The organism is Pseudomonas sp. R11F, assembly GCF_050312575.1.
Classification (GTDB): Bacteria; Pseudomonadota; Gammaproteobacteria; order Pseudomonadales; family Pseudomonadaceae; genus Aquipseudomonas; species Aquipseudomonas palleroniana.
The window spans coordinates 47,576-67,972 of the sequence record NZ_JBNPJU010000066.1 but is presented as its reverse complement, the minus strand read 5'-3'; the positions used below and the strand labels follow the sequence as shown (position 1 = coordinate 67,972).

Below are 20,397 nucleotides of genomic sequence, written 5' to 3'. Positions count from 1 at the left end.
TTACGCCGAATCTAGCATGAACGCCGAAACAATTTGAAATGGGCAGCCAGCTCAAGTACTGGCAGCCCTGGAACGCTGCCTTGTATGGAATGCCTGCATGTCGACACTGACCGCGTCACCCGCCGCTGCAACCCCTGCGCCCCAGATAAGCCCTCTGGTCATGCGCGTCCTCGGTGCCTGCGCCCTGGCGCACCTGATCAATGACTTGATCCAGGCCGTGCTGCCCTCGATCTACCCGATGCTCAAAGCCAACTATGGGCTGAGCTTCACCCAGGTGGGCCTGATCACCCTGACCTTTCAACTGACCGCGTCCTTGCTGCAGCCCTGGATCGGTTACCACACCGACCGCCATCCCAAGCCTTGGCTGTTGCCGGCGGGCATGGTCTGCACCTTGATCGGCATTCTGATGCTGGCGTTCGTCGGTTCCTTCCCGGCGATCCTGCTGGCAGCGGGGTTGGTCGGCGTCGGCTCGTCGACCTTCCACCCGGAAACCTCGCGGGTGGCACGCCTGGCCTCGGGCGGCCGCTATGGCCTGGCGCAATCGACCTTCCAGGTCGGCGGCAACACCGGCAGCGCCTTCGGCCCGTTGCTCGCGGCGGCCATCATCATTCCCTACGGCCAGACGCACATCGCCTGGTTCGGCCTGTTCGCGGTCTTCGCGATCCTGGTGCTGTATGGCTTGAGCCGCTGGTACCGCAACCACCTCAACCTGTTCAAGCTCAAGCAAGGCACCCAGGCAACCCATGGTTTGTCCAAAGGCCGCGTGACCTTCGCCCTGGTGGTGCTGGCCCTGCTGGTGTTCTCCAAATACTGGTACATGACCAGCCTGACCAGCTACTTCACGTTCTACCTGATCGAAAAATTCCAGCTGTCGGTCGCCAGTTCTCAGATGTACCTGTTCCTGTTCCTCGGCGCCGTGGCCGTCGGCACCTTCGCGGGCGGCCCGATCGGCGACAAGATCGGGCGCAAGAAAGTCATCTGGTTCTCCATCCTCGGCGCGGCCCCTTTCACCCTGGCCCTGCCCTATGTCGACCTGTTCTGGACGGCGGTCTTGAGCGTGGTGATCGGGTTTATCATCGCCTCGGCCTTTTCGGCCATCGTGGTCTACGCCCAGGAACTGGTGCCGGGCAATGTGGGCATGATCGCCGGGATCTTCTTCGGCCTGATGTTCGGCTTCAGCGGCATCGGCGCGGCACTGCTCGGCTTGCTCGCCGACAGCCACGGCATCGAGTACGTCTACAAACTGTGCTCGTTCCTGCCGCTGGTGGGGATCCTGACGATATTGCTGCCATCGACCAAAGGCGCCTGACCCGCCGATCATCGGCTGGCCGTACGCCAGCACGATGAATGCTCTGAGAAACCTGCGTGTGCGCTTACAATCCTGGCTTTTAGCGCACACCCAGGCAGACCCGGCACCCAATGACGCTCGATCCCCCGACCATTCTGGCACTCACCGTTGCCCTGGCAGCCGCTGCCGCCCTGTACCTGGCCGTTGAATGGCGCAGCGTGCGCGAACCCTCGCTGCTGTTCTGGAGCGCCGGCTTCGCCATCATCAGCTTCGGCTCCATCCTCGCCCTGCTGCGCAGCAGCGGCTTCTGGATGATCGGCATCTGGTTCGCCAACGGTTTGCTGGTCAGCGCGCACTTTTTATTCCTGTTGGGCGTGGCACGCTTTACCCAGCGGCGACTGTCGGCGTTTTGGCTACTGATGCCGGCCATATGGTTCGGACTGCTGATGCTCCCGGCCGACCTGCTATGGTCCAAAATCATGCTGGCGGTGCAGTCATTGCTGGTGGCACTGCCCACCTTGTGCGCCAGTTTCCTGCTGCGGCCCCATGGCAAATCCCTCAGCATCGGCGCGGTGCAACTGCGTTACGTGCTGCTGATCCATGGCGCGTTCTATGTGGCCAAGGCCCTGTCTGTGCAGATCCCCGGCACCTTGATCGACCTGACGGCGTTCAAGGGCGAGATCATCCAGGTCTCCCTGGTCGAGGGCGCCATGGCGATCATGCTGATTGCATTGTCGATGACCGGTTCCGAACGCTACCGCCGCGAACAACAGATTGCCCACCTGGCCGCCCGCGACCCGTTGACCGCCCTCTACAACCGCCGCGCCCTCGACCTGCACGCGCCGCCCCTGCTCACCCAGGTTTCAGCGGCACAACCGGGCGCGCTGCTGCTGATCGACATCGATAACTTCAAACTGGTCAATGACCTCTACGGCCATACCGCCGGCGACCGCTTGCTGATCACCTTGAGCGAGATGATTCGCACCGTGGCCCCCGACGGCTCGCTGGCCGCCCGCCTGGGCGGCGATGAGTTCGTGATCCTGCTCAACGACACCTCGACCGAGCGGATCGTGGAACTGGGCAGCCGCCTGCGTGCCCAGTTCCACCAATTCGCCTCGCAGTCCTTCACCACGCCCGCGCCGATCACGTTGAGTATCGGCGCCAACCTGTTCGACCAACCGCCGCACAGCCTCGCGGTGTTGATTGAACTGGGTGACAGCGCACTCTATGAAACCAAGCGGGGTGGGCGCGACAGCATTCGCCTGGTGGACCGTACCGGCGCGTACGCTCATTCATCCCGGTAGGCGTTCACAACGATGTACAACAACGGCCCCACCGAGACGAACACCGCCGTCAGCAAAAAATACGGCAGCACGCCAATCACCGAGCGCCCCCGGGCCCGCGTATCCCGATACATCCACACACATGCCAGCGCCGCCATCAGGTACAGGTCGATCACGACCTGCGCCGTGTCCGGCCGCGTCATCAGTTCCCAGCCGAATGCCAGCAACGATTGCTCGGCGGTGAACATCACCGCCAGGCTGTACAGCGAAAACCCGAGCAGAGCGGCCAGGGCGATATAAGGTCTTCTGGACATGGACTCTTCCTTGCAGTGAACGAGGCCCACCCTAGTGATAAGGTGGCGGCCCTCGCAATGACCTCGGAGGTCATGACCACGCCATGGACATCACCGTCAGCGCCGGCGAACTGTTACGCCAACTGCGCCGCCACGCCCACCTGAGCCAACTGGACCTGGCCTTGATCACGGGCGTCTCGCAGCGTCACCTCAGTTGCATCGAAACCGGCCGCGCCAAGCCGAGCCCGGGCACCTTGCATAATCTGCTGACAGCGTTGGAAGCCCCGTTGGAGCTGTGCAACCGTGTATTCCTCGCCGCCGGTTATGCCCCCCGCTACGCCGCCACCTCGTTGGCATCGCCCGCCATGGCGGCGATTCGCGAGGCGGTCAGCCATGTGTTGCATGCCAACAACCCTGCACCAGCGATTCTGCTGGGCAGCCAGTGGGAAGTGTTGGCGGCGAACGCGAGTACCGGCGTGTTGTTTGAACTGGTGGGTATCCCGCCGGATGCGGCCGATGGCATCAACCTGCTCACCACGCTGCTGCAGACAGGTGGCCTGGGCGATCACCTGATCAACGCCGAAGAAATCCGCAGCCTGGCCTGGCAACGGGCAACCCGCGAAGCACTGGGTAATCCCGGATTGGCTACGTTATTGGCGGGTTTACCGACACCGGCCGGCACCGAACTGCCCGGGTCGATGCCGCCGTTGGTGCTGACGCGTATCCGTTCGAAGCGGGGCGAACTGAACTTCCTGTCGACCTTCACCACGTTTGGCATGCCCCAGGACATCACCCTGACTTCGCTGCGGATCGAACATCTGATTCCCGCTGACGCGGCTACATGGCAAGTAATGCGTGCCGCCTACGCGGATTATGCGGCGCTGGTTTTGTGAAATATCTGTCCGTAGACTGCCGCCATACCTCCCACCTGAAGGCGGCGAAAAAAACGTGATGCAAGTTACCGAAGTCTCCATTGCCCAATTGCGCGCGGCGCTTGAAACCGGCCAGACCACTGCCGTTGAACTGGTCAAGGCCTACCTGGCGCGGATCGATGCCTATGACGGCCCGCAGACGGCCACGGCCTTGAACGCCGTGGTCGTGCGCAACCCCCAGGCCCTTGAAGAAGCCAAGGCGTCCGATGCGCGTCGGGCCAAGGGCGAAACCTTGGGACCACTGGATGGCATCCCCTACACCGCCAAAGACAGCTACCTGGTCAAGGGCCTGACGGCCGCCTCGGGCAGCCCGGCCTTCGCCAAGCTGACGGCCTATCGCGACGCCTTCACCATCGAGCGCCTGCGGGCCGGTGGCGCCATCTGCCTGGGCAAGACCAACATGCCGCCGATGGCCAATGGCGGGATGCAACGCGGCGTATATGGCCGCGCAGAGAGCCCGTACAACGCCGACTACCTCACCGCGCCCTTCGCTTCCGGCTCCTCCAACGGCGCAGGCACCGCGACAGCCGCCAGCTTTGCCGCATTCGGCCTGGCCGAAGAAACCTGGTCGAGCGGGCGCGGTCCGGCGTCCAACAATGGCCTGTGTGCCTACACCCCGTCCCGTGGGGTGATTTCGGTGCGCGGCAACTGGCCGTTGACGCCGACCATGGACGTGGTGGTGCCGTATGCACGCACCATGGCCGACCTGCTGGAAGTGCTCGATGTGGTGGTTGCCGAAGACCCCGACACCCGTGGCGACCTGTGGCGCCTGCAACCCTGGGTACCGATCCCGAGCGTGGCCTCGGTGCGCCCGGTTTCCTACGCTGAACTGGCAGCGCCTCGTGAGTCGCTCGCAGGTAAACGCTTCGGCGTACCGCGCATGTACATCAACGCCGACCCCGAGGCCGGCACCAGCGAAAAACCCGGGATCGGCGGGCCGACCGGGCAGAAGATCAACACCCGTGCCAGCGTGATCGACCTGTGGCAGGCCGCCCGCCAGGCGCTGGAAGCCGCCGGCGCCGAGGTGATCGAGGTGGATTTCCCGCTGGTGTCCAACTGCGAAGGCGACCGCCCCGGCGCGCCGACCGTGTTTACCCGCGGCCTGGTGTCCAGGGAATTCCTGCACGACGAACTGTGGGAGCTGTCGGCCTGGGCCTTCGATGACTTCCTGCGTGCCAATGGCGACCCGACCCTCAATCGCCTGGCCGATGTCGACGGCCCGCAGATCTTCCCGCACGACCCGGGCACCCTGCCCAATCGTGAAGACGACCTGGCCGCCGGCATGGACGAGTACGTGCGCATGGCCAAACGTGGCATCACACCGTGGAATGAGATCAGCACCGTGCCCGACGGCCTGCGTGGCCTGGAGCAAACCCGGCGGATTGACCTGGAAGACTGGATGGACAACCTGGGGCTGGACGCCGTGCTGTTCCCGACCGTGGCCGACGTGGGCCCGGCAGATGCCGATGTGAACGAAACCAGTGCCGATATCGCCTGGAGCAACGGGGTTTGGGTCGCCAATGGCAACCTCGCCATTCGCCACCTGGGTGTGCCCACCGTCACCGTGCCGATGGGCGTGATGGCGGACATCGGCATGCCGGTGGGGCTGACCTTTGCCGGGCGTGCCTATGACGACTCGCAACTGCTGCGCTTTGCTTCGGCGTTTGAAGCCACCGGCAGCAAACGCGTGATTCCCCCGCGTACTCCACCCCTGGCGGCAGACTGATGTAGGAGCGAGCTTGCTCGCGAAAAACGTCAACGATAACGCGTTTCTCCTGAGTGAACGCGGTGCCTATGAGTTCTTCGCGAGCAAGCTCGCTCCTACAGCATCTGCATTTCAAACCAACGGCACGGCTATCAACAAAATGGCCGTGCCATGGGTCAGCGTGGCTGGCAACACGCCATAACGCATCCGCACCCAGGCGCAGGCCAGCCCTTCGATCAGGGTGAACAGCAACACCGTCGCACCCAGTTGGGTCACACTCAAGGCCAGGAACGTATGGCAGGCGGCAAAGGCCACGCCGCTGATCAAGGCGGCGCGCAACGGCGTGAGCTGCTGCTCCAGGTAACCCTGCAGGAACCCGCGAAACAACACCTCTTCCAGCGCGTTGGCGCCATAAGCCAATACCAGCATGCCCGGCAGCCACACCCAATAGCCATGGATCGCGGACGCGTCGATACCTTGATGAATCCGTAGCGGCACACCGATCAGGCAGCCCACCAGCAGCCCCACGGCCAGGCCAACAGCCGGATTGCCGATCGACCAGCGCACCAGCTGCCACAACTGCGGCGCGATCCGCGCCAGCAACAGGATCAGCAACGCCGATAAACCACCCAGCATGGCCAATACGAACGTATTGTGGGTGAAGGCGATCTGCGCCTCGCTGCCGAGCGACCACATGCCCAGCGGCGTCATCACGTCGCGCATCAATACGAACGCTGCCAGCAGGATCAGGATGCGCATTGCGGACAAGGTGCTGGGCGTCAGCGCAAACCACAGCCCGAACAGCAACAGACCCGGCGCCAAGTGGAGGCCGTAGTCAATCAATACTTCCACGCCTTGGGTAATCATCAACGCTTCAACCCCGAGCGATAGCGATCATGTCGATTTTGATCGACGCCGGCTTCGCAAACGGCCTCCCTGCACCGACGGAGGGTTGAACGGCCTGGTAGTTTGGGTTCGGTAGCATGGCTGGCTTCCTGGTGGATTTGATCAGTGTGGCGCTAGCATAGCCATGTGCCACAAAGGTAGGAAGTGGGGCAAATTCCAGGAAGAAACTGCGCAAGTGTTGAGACGTCATATGATGTCGCACGCTAACTAAAGCGTGACCTACACCAATATTTCAAAGGCATTCAAAAAATTCACTTTCCTTGCAGATTAAAAATACGGCATGGTTGTACGACGACTTAAATGTTCGTACCCCCTGACAACAATAAGGAAACACCCATGCCCAACATCAAAGTGCTGATCGGTTTTCTGTGCCTGTTTTCCGCTGCGGTCTCAGCCGCGCCCGCCCCCGCCGAAAAAGAGGTGGCGCAGGCCGTCGACCAACTGACCCAAGCCATGCTCCACCTGGACCTCAAGCAACTGCACGCGTTGACGTCCGACAAGCTCACCTACGGCCACTCCAGCGGCAAGGTCCAGAACAAGGCGCAATTCATCGCCGACCTGGAAAACCACACTAGCGCATTCAAGACCCTGGAGATGCAGAACCAGACCATCACGCTCGACGGCGACACCGCCTTGGTGCGCAACCACTTTCACGCCTTGGCGGTGAACAGCGGCGTCGAAGTGCCCACCGATATCGACAACTTCCAGGTCTGGCAGAAACAGCAAGGCAAGTGGCTGCTGATCGGGCGTCAAGCCTACAAGTACTGACTCACCATGCCACCACCTTGCGCACCTTGAGCAACGCCTCGCGCAACGCCGGTATTTCCACCGAGCCGAGTGCCAGACGCAACGCGTGGGGCACGTAGGCCGAGACCGCAAACGGCTCGGCGGTGGACACGGAAATCTGCTCGCGCTGCAAGGTCATGGCGATCTGGTCAGCGCGGGCATCCTCCCCCAGCGGCAACCATAGAAAGTACGACGAGGGGTGACTGATGTAGTCAACACCCGTCAGTACCTGCGCCGCCAAAGCCTGCCGCATCCGGGCATCCTGGCGTTTTTGCGCCTCCAGCCGCGCCACAGTGCCGTCTTCGATCCAGGCCACGGCAATCGCACTCATCACCCCCGGCACGTTCCAGGTGGTGGCCATGATCCTGCGCTCCAACCCTTTCACCCAGGCAAGCGGCGCAGCGATGAAACCGACGCGCAGTCCCGTGGCCACACTCTTGGAAAAGCCACCGACATACACCGTGCGCTCCGGCGCCAGGCTCGCCAGGGGCAGTGGCGCGTCGTCGGCGAGAAATGCGTAGGCCGCATCTTCGATAATCATCAGATTGTGCCGACGGGCAATCTCGACCAGTTGCTCGCGCTGCGCCAGGTTCAACACCCAGCCCAAAGGGTTGTGCAAGGTCGGAATGCTATACACGGCGCGCACTGGTCGCTGGCGACACAGGCGCTGCAGGAACTCAAGGTCCGGCCCCTCGGCACCGACCGGAATCGCGACGACCTCCAGGTGCAGGGTCTCGGCCAGCACCTTGAAGCCCGAATACGTGAGCGCATCCACGGCGATCACCTCCCCGGGCTTGAGCAATGCCATCAGGCTTACCGCCAAGCCGTGCTGGGCGCCGCTGACCACCAGCACCTGTTCAGCGTCCACCGCCAGCCCCCGACTCAACAAGTGTCGCGCCACCGCTGCGCGCTCGTGCAGGCGACCGGCGTGGGGCTGATAGCGCAACAGGGCTTCGAGGTCACCCGACAGGGCCAGTTGGCGCAACGCCGTGCGCAACAGGTCGGCCTGGCCAGGCAACGCGGGGTAGTTGAAGTTGAGGTCGAGCATGCCCGTAGCGACGATCATCTGGCCACTGCCCTGCCCCGGCGGCAACGCAATCTCCCTGACAAACGTGCCACGGCCGGTCTCACCGCTGACCAGGCCCATGGCCTCCAGCTCGGCATACACGCGACTGGCGGTGACCAGGGCCAGGCCATGCTCGGCGGCCAATTGCCGGTGAGTCGGCAACCGCGTGCCAGGCGGCATTTTCCCGCTGCGGATATCGGCGGCGAAGCGGTCGACCAGCGACTTGTAGCGGGCGCGCGGCATAGGCGGTGTATCCATGACAATTTTTTGATTGTCTCAATCTTCACTTCTAGGATGCCGGACACGCAACTTTTCTTTCTTCGGGCATCTTCCATGGAACGTACCTCGCGGTTCAGCACCCTCGATAGCAGCACCCAAGGTTGGATCAACGGCTTTATCGGCGTGGTGATTTTCAGCGGCTCATTGCCCGCCACACGCCTGGCCGTGATGGCGTTTGACCCGGTATTTCTGACCCTGATCCGCGCCACCCTCGCCGGCTTGCTCGGCCTGTTGCTACTGCGATTGTTCAAGGAGAAACGCCCCTCGCGCGGGCAATACATGCCCCTGGTGATCGTCGCCCTGGGCGTGGTCATCGGTTTCCCCCTGCTGACTGCCCTCGCGCTGCAATACGTGACGTCGGCGCATTCAATCGTGTTTATCGGCCTGCTGCCCCTGGCCACGGCGGTATTCGGCGTATTGCGTGGCGGTGAGCGGCCAAGGCCGGTGTTCTGGCTGTTTTCAATCCTGGGCAGCGCGCTGGTGATGGGCTATGCCTTCGCTCAAGGCTTGAGCGCCGCGCCTGCGGGCGATTTGCTGATGCTGCTGGCGGTACTGGTGTGCGGGCTGGGTTATGCCGAGGGCGCCCGGTTGTCGCGCAGCCTGGGCGGCTGGCAGGTGATCTGCTGGGCGCTGGTGGTGTCATTGCCGGTGGTGGCACCGTTGAGCGTGATCCTGGCGCCGCACAGTTTCAGCGGCATCCCGTTGCCCGCCTGGCTGAGCCTGGGCTACGTGTCGCTGTTCAGCATGTTGATCGGTTTTGTGTTCTGGTATCGCGGCCTGGCCCAGGGCGGTATCGCCGCCGTCGGCCAGTTGCAGTTGCTGCAACCGTTCTTCGGCCTGGCGCTGGCGGCGGGCCTGCTGCATGAACAGGTCAGCCTTGGCATGCTGCTGGTGACCCTGGCCGTGATCGGCTGCGTGGCCGGGGCCAAGCATTTCGCACGTTAACGTTGAGGGGCGACCATCTTGAATTTGATGTGGATGTCGTTGGACACCACGCTGTTGCCCGCCCACTCACCCTCGCCGATCCGATAGTCTGCGCGATTGAGCACGAACTCGCCGTCGAATACACCGATGCCGCCCTGCTCCTTGAGCAGCACATCGATCACCACCGGCTGCGTGATGCCTTTGATCGTCAGGTGGCCGCTGATCTTGTAGCGGTTCTCGCCCAAGGCGACGGCACCGCTGGATTCATACACGCCCACCGGGTAGGTCGCGGTGTCGAACCAGGCAGGTTGCTGCAGTTGGGTGTTGGCATCCGGGCTGCCGGCGTCGATGCTGGCCAGCTGGATCTTGAGCAATGCATGGGCAGCCTCGGGCCTCTGCGTGTCGAATGTCAGCGTCCCTTCGAAATCGCTGAAGGTGCCATACACCCGCTGCCCGAACTGCTGGAAGGTAAAGCTGATCTGGCTCGCCGTGCGGTTGACGTCCTTGTACTCCACGGCCTGGGCACTGGAGCAACCAATGAGGGCAAGCACCAGCAGCACAGCGGGGAAAGTTCGACGGTTCATGCAACGCTCCGCAAGAAGTAAGGACGCCTGGTTCCCATTCTGCCCGTGGGCTGTTAAACAGAGTAGTCGCCCAGAACAATAAGGATTTTGCATGCTGCCCCCTTCTCTGCAGGACATCACCGCGCCGCAAGGCATTTGCTACGGCTGCGGTGGCAGCAACCCGCATGGCTTGCACATCAAGAGCCGGTGGGATGCCGATGGCGTCCACCTGATCGCCGAACATCAACCCCAGCCCCAATACACCGGCTGGCCGGACCTGGTCTACGGCGGCCTGATCGCCATGTTGGTGGACTGCCATTCCAACTGGACCGCCATGGCCTACCACTACCGCGCCGAGCAGCGTGAACCCGGCACCTTGCCGCGCATCGACTGCGTGACCGGCAACCTCGGGATCAAATTCATCAAACCGACGCCCATGGGCGTGACACTGACCCTGCGTGCGCGGGTCGAGGGCGAGGTCGGGCGTAAAAGCCGCGTGGTCTGCGAGGTGTACGCCGGCGACGTCCTCACGGCCATCGGCGACTCGGTGTTCGTGCGCGTCGACACCGGGCAATTGGCCGCCGCCGCCCATGGCCGCGAAGGTTGATCCTGGTCTACAGTGAACGCCACCGCTCCCGAGGACTGCCCCGATGACGCGTCTCACCGCGAAAGACTTCGCCCCCGAACTGCTGGAACTCTACGACGGCTATGCCCACGGCAAGCTCAACCGTCGTGAGTTTCTCGACCGCGCCGCGCTGTTCACCTTCGGTGGCCTCACCGCCTCCGCGTTGCTGGCGGCCCTGAGCCCCGACTATGCCCTGGCCGAGCAAGTGAAATTCACCGACCCGGATATCGTCGCCGATTACATCACCTACCCTTCGCCCAAAGGCAACGGCACCGTGCGCGGTTACCTGGTGCGCCCGGCCAAAACCAGTGGCAAGGTGCCGGCCGTGGTGGTGGTGCATGAAAACCGTGGCCTCAACCCGTACATCGAAGACGTCGCCAGGCGCCTGGCCAAGGCCGGCTTTATCGCCCTGGCGCCGGATGGCCTGACATCAGTGGGCGGCTACCCGGGCAACGATGAAAAAGGCGTGGAGCTGCAGCAGAAAGTCGATCCCGAAAAGCTGATGAACGACTTCTTCGCCGCCATCGAGTGGTTGATGCACCACGACGCCAGCACCGGCAAAGTCGGGATAACCGGTTTCTGTTACGGCGGTGGCGTGACCAATGCAGCGGCGGTGGCCTATCCGGAGTTGGGTGCGGCGGTCTCGTTCTATGGGCGCCAACCGGAGGCCAAGGACGTGCCGCGCATCAAGGCGCCGGTCATGCTGCATTACGCCGAGCTGGATACGCGGATCAATGAGGGGTGGCCGGCGTATGAAAAGGCCTTGAAGGCGGCCGGGACGACCTATGAGGCGTACCTCTACAAAGGCGCCAACCATGGCTTCCATAATGACTCGACGCCACGTTACGACGAAGCGGCCGCGAACCTGGCGTGGGAACGCACCCTCGGCTGGTTCCGCAAGTATCTGGCCTGAATGTCATGAGTCCTGTGGGGCGGGCTTGTGTGGCGAGGGAGCTTGCTCCCGTTGACTGCGCAGCAGTCTCCCGCTTTATGGGGGCGCTTCGCCCCCCAGCGCAAGCAAGCTTGCTCGCCACACCTGACCCTGCGTCGCATTTGGATGTCGCCGCTGCCGTGGTCAGTGCTCCAGCGCATACCTGCGGCAATGGTTGAGATAGCCCTGCTCATGGCTGCCCACCAGTTGCACCACGCTGGTCCATAACCAGGAAGGCGCATCCAACTGCCTGGAACGGTTCTCCTGCAATACCGACATCCACGCCTTGCGTGTGTCGCGGTCCATTTGCCGGGCATGGGCGATCCCGACGACGCGGGCCAGATAACCGGCGGCGTGCATGGCATCGGTCTCGCTCAACTCGTCCAGTTCCAGCTTCATGTCCTGGGGCAGCAATTCGCGGATGAAGAACCCGTGATCCAGAAACCGCGTGGCAACCATGCGCTCACCCAAACTCGGTGACAGCTGACGGGCGCCTTCGACCACGCGGCGACCGTTGTCCCTGGGCATCTTCGCCCGCGGCGCACGGGGGGCGGCGGCGCCGACCGCTTCCTTGATATCGATCAGGCAGTATTCCTGCTCGTCCTTGTCGCCCACTCCCAACAACGCCGCATAACGCAGCAAGCCCAGGGAACTGCACCCCTTGACCCAATAGGCCGAATCCAGCAGCTCGACCTTGGCGTCTTTGGGGCGGCCTTTGAGTGACGTCACCAGTTGCTGGATCTCATCGGAAGCACAGACGCTTTGCAGGGCACTCTTTTCCGCACGCGACAGCGACCAGAAGTGCTTGCCCAACGGGATGCTCGGCCGTGCATTTTCGATACGTTCACGCGCCAGGTTCTTCCAGGTGCGCTCAACTGCGCTGCGCATGCCGGCCTTGACCTGGGACGGGCGCGGCGGCGCTTCGTCGGGTTTGTCCTTGAAGGCTTGTTCGTAGCCCACCATCATTTCTTCGAGCATGCGGGCGGTCGTCACGCCCGGCAGGTCGGAGCCGCGAGCGGCGGTCGCCAGGGACAGGGCCAGGCGCACCAGGTCGTGGGCCGGGTTACCGACCACGGTCTGGTCGAGGTCGCGAATATGCATGTCGATGCGCCCCTTGATATCCCCGGTCGGGCCCAGGTTGCCCGCGTGGCAATCGCCGCAGATCCAGATAGCCGGGCCATGAGGCAAGCGTCGACCGGGCTGGCTGTGCAGCCATTCATAAAACTGCACCGTACTGCCGCGCACGTAAGCGTGGGCGGAACGGGCCATCTTCAGGTTGCGCAATTGCGTGAGGTGGGGCATACGGTCGGAGGGGCGCGGACTTTTCATGAAGGCACTCGGTAGGGGCTACGGTAGAGGGTAGCCCGTGACGAATGTTTCATTTTGTTTCAAAGATAAAGCTATCAGCCCTGCCCAGCCGCCTCTTTCAGCCAGCCCTTGAATGCCAGCATGGCCGGGGTTTCGGCTCGCGATTGCAGGCGGGTCAGCCAATAGCTGCCGGTGGTGATGCCAATGTCGAACGGTTTGCGGATCACGTCGCTTTCCAGCTGCCGCGAAAACATCATCGCCGGGGCGAGTGCCACGCCAATGCCTTGCAGCGCCGCCTCCATCATGGCCAAGGATGAATCGAACATGATGCTGCGCGGCACCACGGTATCGGCGGGCAACCCGGCCGCCTGGAACCAGTGGGTCCACTCATCGGCCCGGTAAGAGCGCAGCAACGTGTGTTTCAACAGGTCTGCGGGCACCTGCAACTGCTCGGCGATGTGCGGCACACAGAGTACGTTCAGCGGTGCCGCCAGCAATTGGCAGGCGTCGGTGCCATGCCAGGCGCCTGCACCGAAACGGATGGCGTAGTCGAGACCTTCGGCGGCGACGTCGACGCGGTTGTTGTTAGTCGACAGGCGCAGGTCGATAAACGGGTAACGGCTTTGAAAATCCGGCAGACGCGGTAACAGCCACCCCACGGCAAAGGTACCGACGGCGCCCACGGTGAGCACCTCACGGTAATGCCCGCCTTCGAATTGGCCCAAGGTATGGGCGATGCGATCAAATGATTCGCGCAGCACCGGCAACAGGGTTTCACCCTCGCGGGTGAGCATCAGGCCCCGTGGCAGGCGCTTGAACAAGGTGACATTGAGTTGCGCTTCCAGGCTTTTCACTTGATGGCTGACTGCGGCCTGGGTCACGCACAGCTCGATAGCTGCACGGGTAAAGCTCAGGTGGCGGGCGGAAGCCTCGAATGCGCGCAGGGCATTCAGCGGTAGATGAGAGCGAAGCATGCCTTGACCTTAATTTTTCTAATGCCAGCTGCAAGATATCATCGTTTGCCGCAAAGCCGGAATCCACCTAGATTTGCCACGCCTGCGCAGGCCCCAATCGTCAGTACATCACCTACAGGGAAGCGAGTCACCATGAATGCCCCTCTACAAAAACTTCTGATTTGCGCTTTACTGCTCGGCTCCGGCAGCTGCATGGCGGCCACCGATATGCGCCAGGTCGTGGACAGCAGCGTTCAACCCCTGATGCAACAACAAGGCATTGCGGGCGTGTCGGTCGCGGTGGTCAACAAGGACCAGGTGCAATACTTTAACTACGGCATGGCGTCCAGGGAAAACCAGAAGCCCGTGACCGAAGACACCTTGTTTGAAGTCGGCTCGGTCAGTAAAACTTTCACCGCTACCCTGGGCGGGTATGCGCAGGCCACCGGCAAGCTCAAGCTGTCGGACAAGGCCAGTGAACACCTGAGCGCACTGGCCGGCAGTGCCTTCGACGGCATCAGCTTGCTGCAATTGGCAACCTACACCGCAGGCGGCCTGCCCCTGCAGTTTCCCGACGCCGCCGACAGCGCCGCGACCATGCTCAACTACTTCCAACACTGGAAACCCTCCTACGCCCCCGGCACCCAACGGCTCTATTCCAACCCGAGCATCGGCCTGTTCGGCTACCTTACGGCCCAAAGCCTGGGGCAACCCTTCAATGCCGCCATGGAGAAAACCCTGCTGCCCAAGCTGGGCTTGAAGAACACCTACGTCAGCGTCCCCGCTGCCCGAGCTGGCGACTACGCCCAAGGCTATGACAGCGCTCAGAAACCCGTACGCGTCGGCCCCGGCGCCCTGGATAGCGAAGCCTACGGCATCAAGACCAGCAGCCAGGACCTGGCCCGCTACGTGATCGCCAACCTGCACCCGCAGACCCTGGGCAAGCCATTGCAGCAGGCCATGGCCACCACCCAGACCGGTTATTACACGGTCAACGGCATGACCCAGGGCCTGGGTTGGGAGTCCTACCCCTACCCCATCACGCTGCAAGCGCTGATTGACGGCAACTCCACGCCGATGGCCATGGAGCCGCACAAGGTTCAATGGCTGAGTACACCGCGCGTGCAACCGGCCAACGTGCTGTTCAACAAGACCGGCTCTACCCGTGGTTTCGGCGCGTATGTGGCGTACGTACCGAGCAAGGACATCGGCGTGGTGATCCTGGCGAACAAGAACTACCCGAATGCCGAACGGGTCAAGGTGGCCCATGCGATCTTGAGTGCCATGGACCAATAGCGCCTGGGTGTGGGAGCGGCTTGCCCTCTCCCACACCGCTTGATCGCGCTACATGCCCAGCCAGTGCGGCAGTGCCAGGGAAATAAACGGCAAGTAGGTGACCATGATCAGGAACACCAACAGGATCATCAACCACGGCATCGCTGCACGAATGGTCTGCCCCAGCGTCAACCCGGTCACCGCCGAGGTCACGAACAGGTTCAGCCCCACCGGCGGATGCACCAGCCCGATTTCCATGTTGACCACCATCACGATCCCCAGGTGAATCGGGTCAATGCCCAGCTTCATCGCAATCGGGAAGAAGATCGGCGCCAGGATCAACACAATAGCCGACGGCTCCATGAAGCTGCCGGCCACCAGCAGCACAATGTTGACCATGATCAGGAAGCCAATCGGCGTCAGCCCTTCAGAGATCACCCAGGCGGTGATTTCCTGCGGGATCTGCTCGGTGGTCAGCACGTGGGCAAAGAGCATGGCGTTGGCGATGATAAACATCAGCATGATTGCCAGGCGCCCGGACTCCAGCAGCACCTTGGGGCAGTCGCGCAGCTTCATGTCCCTGTACACGAACAACGCCACGAACGCCGAATACACCGCCGCCACGGCCGCCGCTTCGGTCGGGGTGAACATGCCGCTGTAGATGCCGCCGAGGATGATCACCAGCAACAGCAAGCCCCAGAAGGCCCGACGCGCACAGGTCAGCCATTCACGCAAAGTCGCGCGCGGCTGCGCCGGCAGTTTCTTGATGCGCGCAACGATATAAATCGTGACCATCAGCATCAAGCCCAGCAACAACCCCGGCACCACCCCGGCCATGAACAGTTTGCCCACTGATGTTTCAGTGGCCGCCGAGTACACCACCATCACAATCGAAGGCGGAATCAGGATGCCCAGGGTGCCGGCGTTGCAAATGATCCCTGCGCCAAACTCCTTGGGGTACCCGGAGCGCACCATGCCGGCCACGGCAATCGAGCCCACCGCCGCCACCGTGGCCGGTGACGAGCCTGACAATGCCGCAAACAGCATGCACGCCAATACCGCCGCAATCGCCAGGCCGCCACGGATATGGCCGACACACGCGTTGGCGAAGTCGATCAGCCGTTGCGCCACGCCACCGGTGGTCATGAACGCACCGGACAGCAGGAAGAACGGAATCGCCAGGAAGGTGTAGGCGTCAGAGGTTTCAAACAGCTTGATTGCCAGCGAGCTCACCGAGTCCTGGCTGAACATCAGGATCGACACCGCACCGGACAGCCCCAGGGAAATCGCGATCGGCACGCCAAGGAACATGAACACGAACAACAGCAAAAACAGACAGAGCACGGCCATCAGTGACGCTCCTCATGGCTGCCGGCCAACTTGCTGGCCTCACCGGCCTCGTCGGCCAGCCCCAACCCGACCTGACGGTGGGTGAACAGGCGGTAGAAGATTTCCAGGTAGCGGATAAACACCAGCGCAAACCCGATGGGCACGATCACTACGATGTCACCGACATCGACGCCGTACTGGTCGAGGTCTTCGGCGCCGATATGGGCCGTCATCACCGCGCTGACCCATTTGTAGCTGGCGACCATGAACAACCCGGCGTAGGCCAGGCAGCACAGGCACGCCAACATGCCCAGCAGGCGTTGCACGCGGCGCCGGGTCAGCTTGACCAGAGCGTCCACACCCAAATGTCCGGCGGTCCGCACACCATAGGAAATGCCGAAGAAGATCAGCCAGCCGAACATGGCCTTGGTCAGTGCCACGCTCCAGGTCATGTCCTGGGCCCAGGTCATGGTGTGGTCACCCAGGGCATTGAAAAACGGGCTGCTTACAGCCCACTTGTCGGCCAGGGCGAAGAACAGCGTGTAGATGTTGTTGAGCATCACGTAAACGAATGTCACCAGGGTCATGGCGGCCAGCAGGAAGGCAATGAAGCCTTCCTCCAGGTGCTCCCAGACGCGCCTTAGCGTTTGCATGGCAAAACCTCGCGAGGCAGAGATAGGTAAGTGCAAGGCTCGGGGTGTTACTGGTTGGCGGCATCCGCCGCCTTGATCAGATCAGCCCCGATCTCCCCTTCGAACTTCTGCCATACCGGGCGCATGGCTTCGCGCCAGAGCGCACGTTGCTCGGGTGTCAGCTCGATGATTTCGCTGGTTTTGGCGTCGATGATTTTCTGCTTGGCCGACTGGTTCAGCGCTTCGGCCTGCTTGTTCACCTCGACGGTGACCTCGGCCATGATCTGCTCCAGGGTGCTGCGCACGTCTGGCGGCAGGCCATTCCAGAATTTGGCGTTGGTGATCACCATGTAGTCGATCAGGCCATGGTTGGACTCGGTGAAGTACTTCTGCACCTCGTTGACCTTCTGGCTTTCGTAGTTCGACCAGGTGTTCTCCGTGCCGTTGACCGTGCCGGTCTGCAGACCCTGGTAGACCTCGGCAAAGCTCATCTTGCGCGGGTTGGCGCGGATCGCCTTGAACTGTTCTTCCAGCACGCTGGAAGCCTGCACACGGAATTTCAGGCCACGGGCATCCTTGGGTTCATGCAGTGCCTTGTTGGCGGACAGTTGCTTGAGACCGTTGTGCCAATAGGCCAGGCCGAGAATGTTCTTGCCCTGCATCGAGGTCAGCAGCTCCTTGCCCTGGGCCGCCTGGAAACGGTCGACGGCCGCCAGGTCGTTGAACAGGAACGGCAAGTCGTAGATCTGCACCTGTTTGGTGTATTGCTCGAACTTGGCCAGCGAAGGTGCGAGCATCTGCACGTCGCCCAGCAACAGGGCTTCCATCTCCTTGCCATCACCGAACAACGACGAGTTGGGGTATACCTCGACCTTGACCTGCCCCGGCAGACGCTCTTCGGCGAGCTTCTTGAACAGCAGCGCGCCTTGACCTTTGGGGGTGTTCTCGGCGACCACGTGAGCGAACTTGATCACAATCGGGTCCGCCGCCTGGGCCAGGCCTGCGGCAAACAAGGTGGCGGCGCACAGCAGCGCCCGGGATAGCTTGAGCATGGAAAATCACCTTCTTATTGTTGTGTTGTGAGGCAAGGTGCCTGATGTAAAGCGTTTAGTGAATTTAGAATTCCAGATACCTGCGTTCTGCCAAACTGAACGCCAACCGCATAAACAATCGACACGCCTGTGGGAGGGGGCTTGCTCCCGATAGCGGCGTGTCAGTCAACACATCAGGTACTGATCCACTGTCATCGGGAGCAAGCCCCCTCCCACGTTCAATCCGGTTTTTGCAGTCAGGTCCGGGCTGCCAGCAATCGTTGGGCTCTGAGCAATACCGGCGCATCCACCATCTGCCCATCGATCTGATAGGCCCCTGCCCCATGGGCTCCGGCCTCCACGACGCGCCTGGCCCAGGCCAGGTCTTCGGCGCTGGGCGCCAGGGCGGCATGGATCACCGCGACCTGCTTGGGATGGATGCACAGCGCTCCGGCAAAGCCCATTTCATAGGCATGGCGGATCGAACGGTGCAGGCCCTCGGGATCGTCGATTGCCGGATGTACGCCATCCAGCGGCGCAACCAGGCCGGCGGCGCGGGAATGCACGATCAGCGACAGGCGTGCCTGGTCCAGCGCAAACCGTGCCGCCGCCGACTGGCTGCTCAGGTTCAAGTCCAGGGCCAGATCCAGGCCACCAAATGACAGACGCTCCACCTGTGGCGCATGGGCGATCTCAGCGATGGCCAGCAAGCCCCGTGCGCTTTCGATAATCGGCCAGATCACTTTACCGGCGGCGGCCACCACGGCCACCTGGGCGGCACTCTCCACCTTCGGCAACAGCACGCCGGCCACATTCGCATGGGCTTTGCAAAAGGCCACATCCGCAAAATGCTCGGCATGCTCAGGCGCATTGATGCGCACCCACACCCGGGCATCAGGCTGGGCGGTCAAAAACGCCGCGAGGTTATCCCGTGCCTGGCGCTTGAGCGGTTCTTCCACGGCATCTTCAAAATCCACGATCACCGCATCGGCCCCACTGGCCAGGGCTTTGGCGAAACGTTCCGGGCGGCTGCCGGGGACAAACAGGGCTGAACGAACTAAAGATTGGGACATCACTGACATTCCTTTTCAGATAACGCCACGCGTGCGCAGGCGGTCGATGGCATCAGCCGAGTAACCGATCTGATGGAGGATGGCCTGGCTGTGCTGCCCCAGCGCCGGCACCCCGTCCATACGTGGCGAAAACGCGGTATTGCGTGCCGGTGGCAACAACGCCGGCAACGGGCCAGCGGGGCTTGCGACTTCACGCCAGCGGTCCCGCGCCTTGAGTTGCGGGTGGTCCCACACGCCTTGCATATCGTTGACCCGGGCACTGGCGATCTGCGCGTGCTCCAGGCGTTGGATCACGGCTTCGGTATCCAACTGCGCGAAGCGGTCGACGATGATCGCGCGCAGCACCTCACGATTGGCCGAACGCTTGAAGTTCGCACTGAACCGCTCATCCGTCGCAAGCTCAGGGGTGAGCAGCACCTTGTCGCAGAACGCCGCCCATTCGCGTTCGTTCTGCAAACCGAGCATCACCGTGCCGCCGTCGCCGGTCGGGAACGGCCCATAGGGGTAGATCGTCGAGTGCGCCGCACCGGCACGCGGTGGTTGCGGGGCGCCATCGAAGGCGTAATACATCGGGTAGCCCATCCACTCCACCAGGCTTTCCAACATGCTCACGTCGATGCGACTGCCCTGCCCCGTCGTGCCACGCAACAACAGCGCCGAGAGGATGGCGCTGTAGGCGTACATGCCGGCGGAGATGTCGGCAATCGAACAACCGGCCTTGGCCATCTGCTCGTCACCCGGGCCACCGGTCACCGACAGAAAGCCGCCTTCGCTCTGGATCAGCAGGTCATAAGCCTTCTTCTTTTCGTAAGGCCCGCCTTCGCCATAACCGGAAATATCGCAGACGATCAGCCGCGGAAAACGCTCATGCAGCGCCTCGAACGACAAGCCCATGCGTGCCGCCGCGCCGGGTGCCAGGTTCTGCACCAGCACATCGGCATCGGCCAGCAAGGTTTCGAGGATAGATCCTGCCTCATCCTGCTTGAGGTCCAGGGTCAGGCTTTCCTTGGAGCGGTTGGTCCACACGAAGTGCGAGGCCAGGCCGCGCACCCGCTCGTCATAGCCACGGGCAAAGTCACCGGCGCCAGGGCGCTCGATCTTGATCACCCGAGCGCCCAGGTCGGCCAACTGACGGGTACAAAACGGGGCGGCAATCGCGTGTTCCAGGCTGACGACGGTGATGCCGTCCAGCGGTCGTTGATGAGTCATGGCAGT

At 62.4% G+C, this 20,397-nt stretch carries 20 protein-coding genes; 9 read left to right on the top strand and 11 right to left on the bottom strand.

All coding sequences use genetic code 11. The annotated features are described in order from the left end of the window. The first annotated feature begins 97 nt into the window (after positions 1–97). Together ACQRBV_RS20480 and ACQRBV_RS20475 are read left to right on the top strand one after the other, a co-directional pair. On the top strand, positions 98–1,309 hold the full coding sequence (locus ACQRBV_RS20480; protein WP_060752674.1) for an MFS transporter: 1,212 nt from the start codon (positions 98–100) through the stop codon (positions 1,307–1,309). A 110-nt stretch (positions 1,310–1,419) separates the two neighbouring features. After that, positions 1,420–2,592 (top strand): GGDEF domain-containing protein, encoded by a 1,173-nt coding sequence (locus tag ACQRBV_RS20475; protein WP_411984236.1) that lies wholly within the window; start codon positions 1,420–1,422, stop codon positions 2,590–2,592. Here ACQRBV_RS20475 and ACQRBV_RS20470 read toward each other — a convergent pair. Further along, positions 2,577–2,885: a DUF2834 domain-containing protein gene (locus ACQRBV_RS20470; RefSeq protein ID WP_090370743.1), complete on the bottom strand. Its 309-nt coding sequence runs from the start codon at positions 2,883–2,885 to the stop codon at positions 2,577–2,579. The two genes, ACQRBV_RS20475 and ACQRBV_RS20470, sit on opposite strands and share 16 nt — an antisense overlap. A gap of 83 nt (positions 2,886–2,968) precedes the next feature. On the opposite strand from ACQRBV_RS20470, the gene ACQRBV_RS20465 reads away from it, so the two are divergent. Together ACQRBV_RS20465 and ACQRBV_RS20460 are read left to right on the top strand one after the other, a co-directional pair. Next, a complete protein-coding gene (locus tag ACQRBV_RS20465) occupies positions 2,969–3,757 on the top strand; it encodes a helix-turn-helix domain-containing protein (protein WP_411984237.1) in 789 nt (262 codons plus the stop codon). A gap of 55 nt (positions 3,758–3,812) precedes the next feature. Then, complete coding sequence (locus tag ACQRBV_RS20460; protein ID WP_411984238.1) at positions 3,813–5,522, top strand: amidase; 1,710 nt, start codon at positions 3,813–3,815, stop codon at positions 5,520–5,522. 111 nt (positions 5,523–5,633) lie between these two features. On the opposite strand, the gene ACQRBV_RS20455 is transcribed toward ACQRBV_RS20460, so the two are convergent. Beyond that, a complete protein-coding gene (locus ACQRBV_RS20455) occupies positions 5,634–6,368 on the bottom strand; it encodes a CPBP family glutamic-type intramembrane protease (RefSeq protein ID WP_411984239.1) in 735 nt (244 codons plus the stop codon). A 375-nt stretch (positions 6,369–6,743) separates the two neighbouring features. On the opposite strand from ACQRBV_RS20455, the gene ACQRBV_RS20450 reads away from it, so the two are divergent. After that, positions 6,744–7,175 carry a nuclear transport factor 2 family protein gene (locus ACQRBV_RS20450; RefSeq protein WP_060752668.1) on the top strand — a complete coding sequence of 144 codons (432 nt, stop codon included), beginning with the start codon at positions 6,744–6,746 and terminating at the stop codon, positions 7,173–7,175. Position 7,176: 1 nt separating this feature from the next. Here the strand turns inward: ACQRBV_RS20450 and ACQRBV_RS20445 are convergent, their stop codons facing one another. Beyond that, positions 7,177–8,502, bottom strand: coding sequence for a PLP-dependent aminotransferase family protein (locus tag ACQRBV_RS20445; RefSeq protein ID WP_060752667.1), 1,326 nt, complete (start codon positions 8,500–8,502; stop codon positions 7,177–7,179). 90 nt (positions 8,503–8,592) lie between these two features. On the opposite strand from ACQRBV_RS20445, the gene ACQRBV_RS20440 reads away from it, so the two are divergent. Next, positions 8,593–9,483, top strand: a complete 891-nt coding sequence (locus tag ACQRBV_RS20440) for a DMT family transporter (protein ID WP_104993941.1) — start codon at positions 8,593–8,595, stop codon at positions 9,481–9,483. Here the strand turns inward: ACQRBV_RS20440 and ACQRBV_RS20435 are convergent. After that, positions 9,480–10,046, bottom strand: a complete 567-nt coding sequence (locus ACQRBV_RS20435; RefSeq protein ID WP_060752665.1) for a YceI family protein — start codon at positions 10,044–10,046, stop codon at positions 9,480–9,482. The two genes, ACQRBV_RS20440 and ACQRBV_RS20435, sit on opposite strands and share 4 nt — an antisense overlap. A gap of 91 nt (positions 10,047–10,137) precedes the next feature. Here ACQRBV_RS20435 and ACQRBV_RS20430 point away from each other — a divergent pair, with 91 nt between their 5' ends. Together ACQRBV_RS20430 and yghX are read left to right on the top strand one after the other, a co-directional pair. Then, positions 10,138–10,632, top strand: coding sequence for a PaaI family thioesterase (locus ACQRBV_RS20430; protein ID WP_090370729.1), 495 nt, complete (start codon positions 10,138–10,140; stop codon positions 10,630–10,632). 43 nt (positions 10,633–10,675) lie between these two features. Further along, a complete protein-coding gene (gene yghX / locus ACQRBV_RS20425; RefSeq protein ID WP_411984240.1) occupies positions 10,676–11,563 on the top strand; it encodes a YghX family hydrolase in 888 nt (295 codons plus the stop codon). Positions 11,564–11,725: 162 nt separating this feature from the next. Here yghX and ACQRBV_RS20420 read toward each other — a convergent pair whose 3' ends face one another. Both ACQRBV_RS20420 and ACQRBV_RS20415 read right to left on the bottom strand, forming a co-directional pair. Continuing rightward, positions 11,726–12,910: a DUF2252 family protein gene (locus tag ACQRBV_RS20420; RefSeq protein WP_411984241.1), complete on the bottom strand. Its 1,185-nt coding sequence runs from the start codon at positions 12,908–12,910 to the stop codon at positions 11,726–11,728. 74 nt (positions 12,911–12,984) lie between these two features. After that, entirely contained in the window at positions 12,985–13,863 is an 879-nt protein-coding gene (locus ACQRBV_RS20415) for a LysR family transcriptional regulator (RefSeq protein ID WP_060752661.1), read from the bottom strand. 132 nt (positions 13,864–13,995) lie between these two features. Here ACQRBV_RS20415 and ampC point away from each other — a divergent pair, with 132 nt between their 5' ends. Then, positions 13,996–15,138: a class C beta-lactamase gene (gene ampC / locus ACQRBV_RS20410; RefSeq protein ID WP_411984242.1), complete on the top strand. Its 1,143-nt coding sequence runs from the start codon at positions 13,996–13,998 to the stop codon at positions 15,136–15,138. 48 nt (positions 15,139–15,186) lie between these two features. On the opposite strand, the gene dctM is transcribed toward ampC, so the two are convergent. The 5 genes from dctM to ACQRBV_RS20385 all read right to left on the bottom strand — a co-directional run bounded on the left by dctM (position 15,187) and on the right by ACQRBV_RS20385 (position 20,391). Further along, a complete protein-coding gene (gene dctM, locus ACQRBV_RS20405; protein WP_060752659.1) occupies positions 15,187–16,467 on the bottom strand; it encodes a C4-dicarboxylate TRAP transporter large permease protein DctM in 1,281 nt (426 codons plus the stop codon). Further along, positions 16,467–17,099 (bottom strand): TRAP transporter small permease, encoded by a 633-nt coding sequence (locus ACQRBV_RS20400; protein WP_060752658.1) that lies wholly within the window; start codon positions 17,097–17,099, stop codon positions 16,467–16,469. Before ACQRBV_RS20400 ends, dctM begins: the two co-directional genes overlap by 1 nt. 47 nt (positions 17,100–17,146) lie before the next feature. After that, positions 17,147–18,130 carry a C4-dicarboxylate TRAP substrate-binding protein DctP gene (dctP, locus tag ACQRBV_RS20395; protein WP_060752657.1) on the bottom strand — a complete coding sequence of 328 codons (984 nt, stop codon included), beginning with the start codon at positions 18,128–18,130 and terminating at the stop codon, positions 17,147–17,149. A gap of 236 nt (positions 18,131–18,366) precedes the next feature. Next, the gene (locus ACQRBV_RS20390) at positions 18,367–19,182 is read right to left on the bottom strand and encodes an HpcH/HpaI aldolase/citrate lyase family protein (RefSeq protein ID WP_060752656.1); all 816 of its coding nucleotides are present in this window, start codon (positions 19,180–19,182) and stop codon (positions 18,367–18,369) included. A gap of 15 nt (positions 19,183–19,197) precedes the next feature. After that, the gene (locus tag ACQRBV_RS20385) at positions 19,198–20,391 is read right to left on the bottom strand and encodes a CaiB/BaiF CoA transferase family protein (protein WP_060752655.1); all 1,194 of its coding nucleotides are present in this window, start codon (positions 20,389–20,391) and stop codon (positions 19,198–19,200) included. Positions 20,392–20,397 lie beyond the last annotated feature (6 nt).